The organism is Neobacillus sp. BP17, from assembly GCF_059579525.1.
In genome coordinates this window covers 4,283,298-4,295,687 of record NZ_CM184198.1, presented here as the reverse complement: position 1 = coordinate 4,295,687, position 12,390 = coordinate 4,283,298, and the positions used below count along the sequence as shown (strand labels likewise).

At 37.6% G+C, this 12,390-nt stretch carries 17 protein-coding genes; 13 read left to right on the top strand and 4 right to left on the bottom strand.

The features are described 5' to 3' along the window. Positions 1 to 47: 47 nt before the first annotated feature. Entirely contained in the window at positions 48 to 731 is a 684-nt protein-coding gene (locus AC4QJR_RS21040; RefSeq protein WP_496524075.1) for a response regulator transcription factor, read from the top strand. 35 nt (positions 732 to 766) lie between these two features. Continuing rightward, positions 767 to 1,744 (top strand): F510_1955 family glycosylhydrolase, encoded by a 978-nt coding sequence (locus AC4QJR_RS21035; RefSeq protein WP_496524074.1) that lies wholly within the window; start codon positions 767 to 769, stop codon positions 1,742 to 1,744. 225 nt (positions 1,745 to 1,969) lie between these two features. On the opposite strand, the gene sigK is transcribed toward AC4QJR_RS21035, so the two are convergent. Beyond that, positions 1,970 to 2,683 (bottom strand): RNA polymerase sporulation sigma factor SigK, encoded by a 714-nt coding sequence (gene sigK / locus AC4QJR_RS21030; protein ID WP_026563502.1) that lies wholly within the window; start codon positions 2,681 to 2,683, stop codon positions 1,970 to 1,972. A gap of 351 nt (positions 2,684 to 3,034) precedes the next feature. Then, positions 3,035 to 3,574, bottom strand: a complete 540-nt coding sequence (gene pssA, locus AC4QJR_RS21025) for a CDP-diacylglycerol--serine O-phosphatidyltransferase (protein WP_026563503.1) — start codon at positions 3,572 to 3,574, stop codon at positions 3,035 to 3,037. Between the two features lie 127 nt (positions 3,575 to 3,701). Between pssA and AC4QJR_RS21020 the strand changes: the two genes are divergently transcribed. Beyond that, on the top strand, positions 3,702 to 4,481 hold the full coding sequence (locus tag AC4QJR_RS21020; RefSeq protein WP_496524073.1) for a phosphatidylserine decarboxylase: 780 nt from the start codon (positions 3,702 to 3,704) through the stop codon (positions 4,479 to 4,481). A 44-nt stretch (positions 4,482 to 4,525) separates the two neighbouring features. Here AC4QJR_RS21020 and AC4QJR_RS21015 read toward each other — a convergent pair whose 3' ends face one another. Next, the gene (locus AC4QJR_RS21015; RefSeq protein ID WP_251457430.1) at positions 4,526 to 4,666 is read right to left on the bottom strand and encodes a sporulation histidine kinase inhibitor Sda; all 141 of its coding nucleotides are present in this window, start codon (positions 4,664 to 4,666) and stop codon (positions 4,526 to 4,528) included. Between the two features lie 469 nt (positions 4,667 to 5,135). Between AC4QJR_RS21015 and AC4QJR_RS21010 the strand changes: the two genes are divergently transcribed. Genes AC4QJR_RS21010 through AC4QJR_RS20975 form a run of 8 tightly spaced genes read left to right on the top strand, consistent with a single transcriptional unit; the run spans position 5,136 to position 10,185 of the window. Beyond that, on the top strand, positions 5,136 to 5,651 hold the full coding sequence (locus AC4QJR_RS21010; protein WP_026563506.1) for a YqeG family HAD IIIA-type phosphatase: 516 nt from the start codon (positions 5,136 to 5,138) through the stop codon (positions 5,649 to 5,651). A 3-nt stretch (positions 5,652 to 5,654) separates the two neighbouring features. Then, positions 5,655 to 6,761: a ribosome biogenesis GTPase YqeH gene (gene yqeH, locus AC4QJR_RS21005; protein ID WP_496524072.1), complete on the top strand. Its 1,107-nt coding sequence runs from the start codon at positions 5,655 to 5,657 to the stop codon at positions 6,759 to 6,761. Positions 6,762 to 6,793: 32 nt separating this feature from the next. Next, the gene (gene aroE / locus AC4QJR_RS21000; protein ID WP_251457425.1) at positions 6,794 to 7,633 is read left to right on the top strand and encodes a shikimate dehydrogenase; all 840 of its coding nucleotides are present in this window, start codon (positions 6,794 to 6,796) and stop codon (positions 7,631 to 7,633) included. Beyond that, positions 7,627 to 7,917, top strand: a complete 291-nt coding sequence (gene yhbY / locus AC4QJR_RS20995) for a ribosome assembly RNA-binding protein YhbY (protein ID WP_098575567.1) — start codon at positions 7,627 to 7,629, stop codon at positions 7,915 to 7,917. Before aroE ends, yhbY begins: the two co-directional genes overlap by 7 nt. A gap of 24 nt (positions 7,918 to 7,941) precedes the next feature. Further along, positions 7,942 to 8,511 (top strand): nicotinate-nucleotide adenylyltransferase, encoded by a 570-nt coding sequence (locus AC4QJR_RS20990; protein WP_496524071.1) that lies wholly within the window; start codon positions 7,942 to 7,944, stop codon positions 8,509 to 8,511. Continuing rightward, positions 8,501 to 9,067, top strand: coding sequence for a bis(5'-nucleosyl)-tetraphosphatase (symmetrical) YqeK (gene yqeK, locus AC4QJR_RS20985; RefSeq protein ID WP_496524070.1), 567 nt, complete (start codon positions 8,501 to 8,503; stop codon positions 9,065 to 9,067). The genes AC4QJR_RS20990 and yqeK overlap by 11 nt, the downstream gene beginning before the upstream one ends. A 3-nt stretch (positions 9,068 to 9,070) precedes the next feature. After that, positions 9,071 to 9,427 (top strand): ribosome silencing factor, encoded by a 357-nt coding sequence (rsfS, locus tag AC4QJR_RS20980; RefSeq protein WP_496524069.1) that lies wholly within the window; start codon positions 9,071 to 9,073, stop codon positions 9,425 to 9,427. Next, complete coding sequence (locus AC4QJR_RS20975; protein WP_496524068.1) at positions 9,424 to 10,185, top strand: class I SAM-dependent DNA methyltransferase; 762 nt, start codon at positions 9,424 to 9,426, stop codon at positions 10,183 to 10,185. Before rsfS ends, AC4QJR_RS20975 begins: the two co-directional genes overlap by 4 nt. Before the next feature lie 55 nt (positions 10,186 to 10,240). On the opposite strand, the gene comER is transcribed toward AC4QJR_RS20975, so the two are convergent. Further along, positions 10,241 to 11,065, bottom strand: a complete 825-nt coding sequence (gene comER / locus AC4QJR_RS20970) for a late competence protein ComER (protein WP_496524067.1) — start codon at positions 11,063 to 11,065, stop codon at positions 10,241 to 10,243. Between the two features lie 87 nt (positions 11,066 to 11,152). Here comER and AC4QJR_RS20965 point away from each other — a divergent pair, with 87 nt between their 5' ends. Both AC4QJR_RS20965 and AC4QJR_RS20960 read left to right on the top strand, forming a co-directional pair. After that, the gene (locus tag AC4QJR_RS20965) at positions 11,153 to 11,794 is read left to right on the top strand and encodes a helix-hairpin-helix domain-containing protein (RefSeq protein ID WP_496524066.1); all 642 of its coding nucleotides are present in this window, start codon (positions 11,153 to 11,155) and stop codon (positions 11,792 to 11,794) included. 74 nt (positions 11,795 to 11,868) lie between these two features. After that, positions 11,869 to 12,327 carry a ComE operon protein 2 gene (locus AC4QJR_RS20960; RefSeq protein WP_251457407.1) on the top strand — a complete coding sequence of 153 codons (459 nt, stop codon included), beginning with the start codon at positions 11,869 to 11,871 and terminating at the stop codon, positions 12,325 to 12,327. The last annotated feature ends 63 nt before the right edge of the window (positions 12,328 to 12,390 follow it).

Below are 12,390 nucleotides of genomic sequence, written 5' to 3'. Positions count from 1 at the left end.
TATAGTATAATTTAAATCTAGATTTCTATTTATGGGAGTGGAAGTTCGTGAAAAAAATACTACTCGTAGACGATGAACCAAGAATGTTAGATTTACTTTCCCTTTATCTAACTCCCAAGGGATATACCTGCATAAAAATGACCACTGCTCGTCAGGCCATTCATTATTTGCAAGAAGAGAAAAAAGCAGAAATCATTTTGTTAGATGTAATGATGCCTGAAATGGAGGGTTGGGAAGCATGTCAGGAAATTCGAAAACACTGGGACATCCCAATCATCATGCTAACCGCACGAAGTGAAAAAAATGATATTGTAAAGGGTTTAAACATGGGGGCAGATGACTATATTTCAAAACCCTTTGATGAAGAAGAATTACTTGCTCGTATTGACGCCGTTTTAAGAAGAAAAACAGGTTTTACAGGATTGATTGACTTTAAGGGCCTTGAATTGAACGAGGACTCTTTCAGTGTTGTTTTCAATAATCAGCAAATCCCTGTAACACCAAAAGAATTTGCTTTATTAGCGCTTTTCCTTAAAAATCAGAATAAAGTGTTTACCCGTGAACACTTATTGACAATAATCTGGGGTTATGCGGCTCAGGCAGAAGACCGGACAATTGATTCCCATGTTCGTAATTTACGAGATAAATTACGAAAAACAGGATTTCTAGTTGATGAATATTTGACAACCGTATGGGGACTGGGGTATAAGTGGATGGATAAGGATTCATAAGTGAATACCTCATAGTTTAGTATGGAGGGAAAAAAGTGAAGAAAACAATGAAAGTCTTTCTTGCAATGTTGATTGGAATCATGTTGCTAGTGGCCTCAGGTTGCCAAGACACAAGCCAAGAACAAAAGCAGCAGCCACAACCAGAAAAGAAAGAAAAGGTCACCTATGATATTATTCAAGCAAAATCATTAAAAGTAGGTCAGATTCTTGGTATTGGTTATCCAGGAAATGATTTTGCTTTATACGTTGCGACCGATAAGGGCTTAAAAATGTTTAACGGTTCAAATTGGTTTGAAACAACAACGAACCAACATGAATACTATAGTTTTCAAGCGGTAAGCACTGGTTTTATTGCAAGCGGACACGCGCAAAAAGTATCGGGATTAAAGGATCCGCTTGGTATCATTCAAAGTTTCAATAAAGGGCAAACTATCAGTAAATTATCCTTCTACGGTCAGTCGCTTTTTCATTTCATGGGCGCAAGTTATTCTGGAAAAGGTCTCTATGTCATTAAAGAAGACCCTAATGAAAAAACCTTAGGACAAGGTCTGAACTATTCAAAGGATAATGGGAAGACGTGGAAAACAAGTACATTAAATAATTTTAATGCGGATTCTTATGGGAGGATTGCCGTACATCCGAAAAATGGGGATATCATCGCGATGCCGACACGGTCTGGTATTTACTATTCGACCGATAACGGAAATACGATGAAACAAATTACCAATCCATTTATGGTTACGTCACTTACATTTAGCGGAGATTCAGTTTTATTTTCAAGTGTTGAAAACAAGAAAATATTATTAAAAACGATTAATCCTGCAACCGGTGAACAAAAAAATATCGAGATTCCCTTCCTTGATTATGAAAATCCAATCACTTACTTAGCAGTTAATCCTCAAGATCCTAAGCAAATAGCTTTCACCACCATAAATAATGATATCTATGAATCGATAGATGGTGGAGTTAAATGGAATAATCCGATGCAGAATGGAAAAACAGAGCTGAAATAAACTTTCGGCTCTGTTTTTCTGTTATATACAAAATTATAAAATAATTATTATGGATAAATTGAAATAGTTCTCTGAATCCAGCTCCAGCGCCCAGCGGCTAGTGTACTTCGCTCTTCGCCCTACGATAAGTCAACATCGAATCACTATCGCTCTTCGTGTTTCCTTTATCTCGGTTGGAGCGCTCCAGTCCATACGCCGCTAAACGGGCGCTTACGCTTTTTGTTTTTATTTTTTCTTTTTTTCTTTCTCAGCCCGATAAAATTCATGGAACATTTTCATTAAGGCGCGTTTTTCAATTCTTGAGACATAGCTTCTTGATATGCCTAATTCTTTCGCAATTTCTCGTTGTGTTTTTTCCTTTTGCAGGTCTAGTCCGAAGCGTCCGACAATTACTTCTTTTTCTCGGTCATCGAGAACTTCAATGTATTTCTTTACTTTCTCAAGTTCCATGTTCAACTGAATTGTATCAATCACATCTTCGGATTCTGATTTTAGTACATCGATTAATGATATTTCGTTTCCTTCCTTATCTTGACCAATCGGATCATGTAAGGAAACATCTTTTTTTGTTTTTTTAAGGGCCCGTAAGTGCATCAAAATTTCGTTCTCGATACAACGTGCAGCATAGGTTGCTAGCTTAGTTCCTTTTCCTTCTGAGTAGCTCTCGATCGCTTTAATTAGCCCAATCGTTCCAATCGAAATTAAATCTTCCGAGTCTTCCCCTGTGTTTTCGAATTTCTTGACTATATGCGCGACCAGTCTCAAATTGTGTTCAATTAGCATATTACGCGCATGTGAATCCCCCTCTGCCATTAAGCGAAGATATTTTCTTTCTTCTGCAGCAGATAGGGGTTGAGGAAAGGCATTATTTTTAACATAGGAGACAAGGAATAAAAATTCTTTCATTAAATATCCGAGAGCTGTTAAGATTCCAGACATCCGCATCTACCCCCGTCTTTTTTGGCCATTTCGCCTATTATTAATTCCTATGAAGGAAAAGGGAAATTGTGTCTGTCCATAAACTTTTTTATTTGAGAGACATTTTTTGAAAGGCTGTGTTAAAGGTTAATGTTGATTTTGGCACCCTGTTGATTGGAGTGGAAGGCACGAAGACTCCTGCGGGAGTACGGGTCTGGGGAGACCCCGCAGGAGCACAGCGACGAGGAGGCTCCCCGGCACGCCCGCGGAAAGCGAAGTGCCTGGAACGGAAATCAACAGACCCGTTTAACACAGCCATTTGAAAATAAAAAGCATCCATCGTTGGCGGGATGGATGCCCTAAGTTCAATAATTAGACTTTTTTCAGTTTAAATGGACTTACCATAAGGAATGATAGAATGATGGTTATGAATAAGAATGATTGCGATGGAATATAAGGAATGGCCAAGTAGCTTAGAGTTGCCAAGCAACCTGCTGCGGTAATGGGTAAACCTGTAAAGTATCCATTGCTTTCCGATATATTGAAGCGTGCTAATCTGAAGGCACCACAACCAATGTAGAAAACGGTGAAAAATGAACCCGGTCCGCCAAATTCATGTAAAATTCCTTGATATAGTAATAGTGCAGGTGCTACACCAAATGATATAATATCACTCATGGAATCTAACTGTTTGCCTAATTCCGATTCGATATTAAACTTTCGTGCAACCATGCCATCAAAACGATCTGCCAAAGCCGCAATAAAAATTAACAGCAAGCTTAATCTTAGATTCCCATGAAGCCCGAATATAATTGCAAATCCGCCAAGCGATAAGTTTGTTAAGGTGAGTACATTAGCTGTTTGGGATTTAAGTTTTTTTATTGTTTGATCAAGTACGTCCAACAAAAACATTCTCCACATCACTCCTTTTTTTAGCCAAAAGGGAAATCAAATTTGTTAATTTATTCTATATTATTTAATTTTAAGCGTTTTATGTCTTTTCGTAAAGAGTATTTTTACACTATTTGGGGGTAGTTCGATGATTCAAGGTCTTTATCGTTTCATGATTGAGTTAACCAATGGCAGGTGGACTTCAGTTATATTAAGAAGGTTTGCTCGTTCATCTGTCAGTCGTTTTATGATACCATCCTTCGCCAAGATTTATCACTTAAACTTAGAAGAAACGGATAAGGGTTTGTCAGACTATGCTACTCTTCATGATTTATTTGTTAGGACACTGAAAAAGGAAGCAAGAGTAATTGATAAAAACGAAGAAACAGTTGTTAGCCCTGTGGATGCAGTTATTGAAGATGTTGGCCCAATTACAGAAACAAGTGATATTCTGGTCAAGGGCAAGACGTATTCCATTAAAGAAATGCTCGGAAACCAAGAATTATTAGCCAAATATATACATGGTACATATATGATCCTTTATTTAAGCCCAAGTCATTATCATCGTATTCATAGTCCTGTTAATGGAGTAGTCACCAAGCAATGGACACTGGGAGCTAAATCATATCCTGTCAATAAGCTGGGATTAAAATATGGGGTTCGAACGCTTGCCAAAAATTATCGGGTAATTACTGAAGTTAAAACAGATTACGGGCATGTAGCCATTGTTAAGGTAGGGGCAATGTTTGTTAATTCGATTGAAACCACCCACAAGGGATCCGAATTAGAAAAGGGCGGAGAATTAGCTTACTTTAGTTTCGGTTCAACGGTTGTCTTGTTATTCGAAAAAGATATTTTTCAAATCGATTCAACGATACATACCCCGAAGGACATTAAAGTGGGAGAGAAAATTGGGATTTTTAGATAGTACGAAAGAAAAATGGGCAAAAAGAAAAGCCCGATTAGGGCGGATTATGAAGACATTTTTATTTTATGGTATAAGGAACGTCGCAGCATTTCTGACTCGATTAGTCCAATAAATTCAGGACTAAGGTTTAATTCTCTTGCTTTAAAATACGATTCAATTAGTAATTCATCTGAAAGTTTTCGCACGGCAAATTCCACCTCCGATTTGCAAATAAAGTGTTCTATTATAGGAATGATAAACATAAAATGGTATGTTCAATGGTGTACCCTAAATCTACCAAATTTATTCCTATAGAACAATCGTTCCAATTATCCACATATTCTGGTGGATAACTTGTGATTACTTTGTTTATAAAATGATGTAAAGTGTATGATTCAATGGGTATAATGTTAATAACTTTATCCACAATATTTGGAAATGATGAAATTTGTCGAAAAATATTTTTAATCTTTTTATCAAGTGGATTTTTTATTGCTGCAAGAAGAGATTCTACGGATGAACATGGAGAGATAAATTATTCATCATGCATTATCATGTTTTGATGAATAATAAGTTTAAAACTTCTTTTAATCTTTGAAACAAAGGTTAAAATTGGTTATGATGGTACATGTGAAAAAAATGAACGAATTTTGATGTCAATGAGGTGTTAGCTTAGTGTTAAAACAATTTTTACCGAATGAGCATGTCAAAAGCATTCTTGATATATCTCCTGAGCAGTTAAGTGCAAAAGGAATAAAGGGGATCATTACGGATTTAGATAATACGTTAGTAGAGTGGGACCGTCCCTTTGCTACTCCTCAGTTAATTAAGTGGTTTGAGGAAATTAAAAGACACAATATCCTGGTGACAATTGTATCTAATAATAATGAAGAACGAGTCAAAGCTTTTTCTGATCCTTTGAAAATTCCGTTTATTTTTAGGGCGAGGAAGCCTTTTGCAGTCGCTTTTCATAAAGCAATTTCACAGATGGGAATAAAAAAGGAAGAGGCTGTAGTAATTGGAGATCAGTTACTAACAGATGTACTTGGCGGAAACCGGGGTGGATTTCATACTATCCTGGTTGTCCCTGTTGCGCAAACGGATGGCTTTTGGACAAAGTTTAACCGTTTTGCTGAAAGAAGGATTTTAAATTGGTTTCGAAAAAAAGGTATGCTTCAATGGGAGGATTAATGTGTGAGTGAACATCAATATATATGTATGGGTTGTGGAGTAAAAGTTCAAACCGATAACCCAGAGGAACTAGGATATGCACCAACATCAGCTTTGGAAAAGGACATGATTATCTGCCAGCGATGTTTTCGTCTTAAACATTATAATGAAGTTCAAGATGTCAGCTTAACGGACGATGATTTCTTGAAAATATTAAATGAAATGGGTAAGTCAGATGCTTTAATTGTCATGATTGTCGATATTTTTGATTTTAATGGCAGCTGGCTCCCAGGGTTACACCGTTTTGTTGGAAGCAATAAAGTGCTTCTTGTCGGGAACAAGGTAGATTTGTTACCCAAATCTGTAAAACATAGCAAATTAATTCATTGGATGAAACACGAGGCAAAAGAACTTGGATTAAAGCCGGAAGATGTATTCCTTGTTAGTGCAGCGAAAGGGTTGTTTGTTCGAGAAACCGCGGCCGCCATTGATGAGCATCGAAACGGTAAAGACGTCTATGTTGTGGGTTGTACAAATGTTGGGAAATCTACCTTTATTAATCGAATTATTAAAGAGGTAACTGGTGAAACCGATGTAATTACCACATCTCATTTTCCAGGAACGACATTGGATATTATCAAAATTCCGCTCGATGATGAAAAGTCATTAATTGATTCTCCTGGTATTATAAACCATCATCAAATGGCGCATTTTGTTGATAAGCAGGATTTAAAAATTATTACCCCTAAAAAGGAAATCAAGCCTAAAGTATTTCAATTAAATGAAGGGCAGACTTTGTTCTTCGGCGGGTTGGCTCGCTTTGATTATATTAGCGGCGGCCGTAGGTCATTTGTTTGTTATGTCTCCAATGAATTAAATATTCATAGAACTAAAATGGAGAATGCCGATGAGCTTTATGAAAAACATGTGGGGGAAATGTTAACTCCACCACGTATGAATCAAATCGATTCCTTTCCGGAACTTGTGAAACAGGAATTTACCATAAAAGAAGCAAAAACAGACATTGTATTCTCTGGGCTTGGATGGATTACTGTCAATGAGCCTGGTGCAAAGGTAGCTGCTTACGTGCCTAAAGGGGTACAAGCATTAATTCGGAAATCCTTAATATAAATACACAATGCTTAATGGGTGGGGGAATACTGGTGAAGAAATTATATGCTGTTTTAGGGGATCCAATCGGACATTCAATGTCTCCGTTTATGCTTAACGATTTATTTTCGTTTTATAACATGGATTCCGTTTATTTACCATTTCATGTAAAGTCTGAGAATTTACAGGATGCTGTCAAGGGTTTAAAGGCGGTGGGTGTTGGTGGATTCAATGTGACTGTCCCACATAAAAGCAACATTATTCCCTTTTTGGATGGTATAGATGAATTGGCTGAAAATATCGGAGCGGTCAATACAGTTGTGAATGAGAATGGTCAATTAATTGGCTATAACACGGATGGTCCTGGTTTTTTAAAAGGATTAAATGCTATATTACCTAATTTAACAGGCCAAAAAGTTTTAATTATTGGAGCGGGCGGCGCAGCGAGAGCCATCTATTTTACCTTGGCAAAGGAAAACACTCAGAGATTAGACATTGCCAATCGTACAATGGATCGGGCTATTGGATTGATCAATGATTGCCCTTATTCCGTTGATTCTCGAGCGTGTTCTTTTGAAGAAGCCATTGAATCATTAGGAGAATATGATTTAATTATTCAAACAACATTGATTGGCATGTCTCCCAAAATTTATGAGCAGCCGATAGCAATAAATAATGTACGGAATCAGTCAGTCTTTTGTGATATCATATACAATCCACTTGAAACACAATTTTTAAAAGACGCACGTCAAAATGGAGCAAGAATCCAAAACGGAATAGATATGTTTGTTTATCAAGGTGCGCTAGCTTTTGAAAAATGGACAGGAATATTCCCGGATGTAGAAAGAATGAGAGATAATGTGTTAAAACAACTAGGAGGAAAAACATGTTAACAGGAAAGCAAAAAAGATTCTTACGTTCAATGGCCCACCACTTAGATCCTATTTTTCAAGTAGGTAAAGGGGGAGTAAATGAAAATATGATTAAGCAAATTGCTGATGCACTTGAAGCAAGAGAGCTTTTTAAAATCAGCGTCTTGCAAAATTGTGAAGAAGACAAAACCGTCGTTGCTGAGCAATTAGCAGAGGGTACAGGAGCAGAAATTGTGCAACTAATTGGTAACACGATAGTTCTCTATAAAGAGTCTGTAGAAAAGAAGACAATCAAGCTTCCATAATTGAATGTATAAGGAGACGAGCTCATGAAAAAGGTGGGGATATTGGGAGGAACCTTTGATCCTCCGCATTACGGACATCTTTTAATTGCAAATGAGGTTCTTTCCAGCCTTCATCTAGATGAAATTTGGTTTATGCCAAATCAAGAGCCTCCACATAAGAAAAAATCGGAATCGATATCAAATGAAGACCGCCGGCAAATGCTTGAATTAGCCATCAAAGGAAATGATGCTTTTCGAGTCGAAACGATTGAACTTCATAGAAAAGGCCCTTCTTATACAGTCGATACGATGAAAATGATCAATGCCCAGTATTCTGACCATCAATTTTTCTTTATTATTGGCGCTGATATGATAGAATACCTCCCAAAATGGCATAAAATTTATGAGCTGATTAAACTGGTCCAATTTGTTGGAGTTGAAAGACCAGCATATAGCAGTCAAACTGAATACCCTGTCCTTTACGTAGATGTGCCAGCAATGGATGTATCATCGAGTATGATACGAGAGAGGGTAAAAAACAAACAGACCATTCGGTATCTATTGCCGGATTCGGTCATTCAATATATTGAGGAGAAGCATTTGTATGGAACGTGAAGCGGCCTTAGAACTTGTTAAGAAACAATTAACCGACCATCGCTATCAGCATACCTTAGGAGTAATGGAGACAGCTATTGTCCTTGCAAAGCAATATGGCGGGGATGAACAGAAGGCAGAATTAGCAGCCATTTTCCATGATTATGCAAAATTTCGGCCGAAAGAAGAAATGAAGGAAATTATCGCTAGTCAAGGATTCCCAGAGGATTTACTTCATTTTAATTCAGAATTGTGGCATGCCCCTGCTGGTACGTACTTGGTGGAAAATGAAGCGGGCATAACCGACCCTGAAGTGTTAGATGCCATTCGTTATCATACATCAGGAAGACCAGGAATGACCCTTTTAGAAAAAATAATCTATTTGGCCGATTACATCGAACCTGGCCGCCATTTTCCAGGTGTGGATGAAGTAAGAGAAATGGCGAAAGAAAATTTAGATAAAGCATTAATTATGGCAATTAAAAATACAATTAGCTTTTTATTAAAAAAGAATCAAACGGTTTACCCTGATACATTCTATACGTACAATGACCTAATCGCGAAACTGGAGGATTGATTCATGGATAATCATGAACTACTAAAAATTGCAGTTAAAGCTGCAGATGATAAACGAGCAGAAGACATCCTTGCTCTAAATATGCAGGGGATTTCCCTCATTGCGGATTACTTTATCATTTGTCATGGTAATTCCGATAAACAAGTTCAGGCAATTGCAAGGGAAATAAAAGAAAAAGCCCAAGAAAATGGATGTGAAGTAAAAAGAATAGAAGGCTTTGATGAAGCTAGATGGGTATTAATTGACCTTGGTGATGTCGTTGCCCATGTATTTCATCGTGACGAACGAAGCTATTATAAGTTGGAACGCTTATGGGGCGATGCACCAATGGAAGATATCCTTAGTGAGTTAAATACATGAGTTATCAACAATTCGCGTATCTTTATGATGAATTAATGAAGGATGCACCCTATGAGGAGTGGGTCGAATTCGTTAAAGATAGGTGCGTAAAATATCATGTTGAGGGCACTCGCTTACTTGATTTGGCATGTGGCACGGGTGAATTATCTGTCCGTTTAGCCCAAGATGGTTTTCAGGTAACGGGTGTCGATTTATCTGAGGATATGCTAGCAGTGGCCCATGCAAAAGCTGAGGAAACAGGGCTAAGAATTCCATTTTTTCAACAGAATATGACAGATTTGGAAGGACAGGCGGAATTTGACGTCATTGGTATTTTGTGTGACTCGTTAAATTATCTGCAAACCGAGGACGAAGTTAGGGAAACTTTTTCAAACGTTTTTCAGCATTTGAGCACTAAGGGAATTTTCCTCTTTGATGTCCATTCCATTTATAAAATAGCTCATCTATTTATAAATCAAACATATGCTTCAAGTGAGGAAAATGTTTCCTTTATTTGGAATAGCTTTGCTGGAAAAAGTCTAAATAGTGTCGAGCATGAGCTGAGTTTCTTTGTTCTGGACGAACAGACCGGTAAGTATGACCGCTTTGATGAACTTCATTTTCAACGTACATATACCATACAGCAATATTCAAACTGGTTAATTGAGGCCGGTTTTGAATTGATGGAAGTCAGTGCGGATTTTGAAAACACAGAACCTCACTCACAATCAGAACGAATCTTCTTTGTAGCAAGAAAACATAAAGAAAGCCATCTATAAAAAAAGATGGCTTTTTTATCATAATAAAAAAGGAATTTGTCAGTTCATAGCGAAATTAATAATTTGAGAATTGTGATTCGACTTTATCAAGGTCGTCTTTAAATTTTGCTTTTGTTGCCTGAAAGATATGTTCAAAAACATCCCCGAGTTCATTATCTAATACTTTTATTCCTTCACCTGTAATTCCGCCCTTAACACATACCTTATCTTGTAGTGACGGCAAGGTGTAATGCCCTTGCTTTAATAATTCACCTAGTCCGACAATCATTTCACTAGCCATCGTCGTTGCATCATTTTCATTAATTTCAGTCTCTTTAACTGCCGCATTAATGAAGCTTTGGAGTAGATAACTGAAAAATGCAGGACCACAACTTACGATATCAGAGGCAGCCCTCGTAATTTTTTCGTTGATATGGACTGGCACTCCAATTTTAGTAATTAATTCTTCGATCTTCCTCTTCCATCGCTCACTGCAATTTTCTCCATAGGTAATCAGCGTTACCCCGGATAATGCCCGGTTGGTAATACTTGGAATTACTCTTGCGACTGAACAGGAAACCTTTTTTTCAATTTGGCTTGTACTGATAGGACTCGTTATCGTGATCACACATTTTTTGGGACTTAACCGTGGTTTAATTTCATGTAAAATTTTATATACATCTAATGGTTTGACACAAACAAATACCAAGTCGGACTCAGCAGCTACTTCTCCTGGATTTGCCCCAACCTTTATTTCTTTATATTTATCTTTAAGCAACAAGGCTTTTGATTTTGTTCTGTTTGTAATCATCATAGAAGCAGGGGAAATGGCTTTTCCTTCAATCATGGCCTCTACCAACATGCTCCCCATATTACCAGTACCGATAATACCTATATTCATTGTTCCGACCCTCCTCACATGCAATTATTCTTTTATAACCATATGAAATCAGGTAGTGAAATATACCTTTAGAAAGGAAGGATCAAAGTGAAAGACTGGTTGATTGAACACAAGATTTCTGTTTTGCTGGGGGCTTTATTAACTTTAGGTGGTATTTATTATTTTTATGTTAGTGATTCTGCAACCACTTCCCCCGTTAACACACTTAGTATGGAAGATAAGGTTCAAGAGAATGTGGGGGAAGGAGGAAGTACCCAATCCGACAACCAACCTGAACTACCAGAAAAAATTATGGTGGATGTGAAAGGACAAATTAAACAGCCTGGAGTTTATCAAGCAAATACGGGTGAAAGAGTGATTGATGTTATTAGCCGGGCTGGTGGTTTAACGGATAAAGCAGACCAAGGCATGGTGAATTTTGCCGAACACGTCAAGGATGAAATGATCATTTACATACCCGCAAAGGGAGAGGAGGGTCTTTCTTCACCTATTACCTCATCAGGTAACCCAGCTTCGTCAGTTGGTAGTCAAAATGAAGCAAAAATTAACATTAATAAGGCAGATGAAACAGAACTGCAGAATCTTCCTGGCATCGGTCCAGCTAAGGCAGCGGCCATCATCGAATATAGGAATACAAGCGGCCCATTCAAAACGGTTGAAGATTTAAAAAATATCAGCGGGATTGGGGACAAAACGTTTGAAAAATTAAAGGATTTGATTGCTATATAAAAAATCTTTATTTGACCAAAAAGGACAAGCACTATTACACTAATAGAGAACGATCAAAAAAGGGAGTGGGAGAAGTGGAGAGAATTTCTTGGGATCAATATTTTATGGCACAAAGCCATTTGCTCGCACTTAGAAGCACATGTACCAGGTTGACCGTGGGTGCAACCATCGTTAGAGATAAACGAATAATTGCCGGGGGATACAATGGTTCCATAGCTGGCGGTGACCATTGTATTGATAAGGGGTGTTTTGTAATTGACAATCATTGTGTCAGAACGGTCCACGCAGAAATGAATGCATTACTGCAGTGTGCTAAATTTGGTGTTCCAACCGCTGACGCTGAAATTTATGTCACCCATTTCCCGTGTCTACAATGCTGTAAAGCAATTATTCAAGCGGGAATTAAAACGGTTTATTACGCAGAGGATTACAAAAATCATCCATATGCAATTGACCTTTTTAAACAGGCAAATGTTACAATTGAAAAGGTTGCTTTAAACGAGTCAGTAATGAATTTACGGGTGGTTAAATAATAATTTTTTCAAATGGACGCCGGTTATGTGCCGGCCTCCCTAAATCTAAATAAATGAAATTCT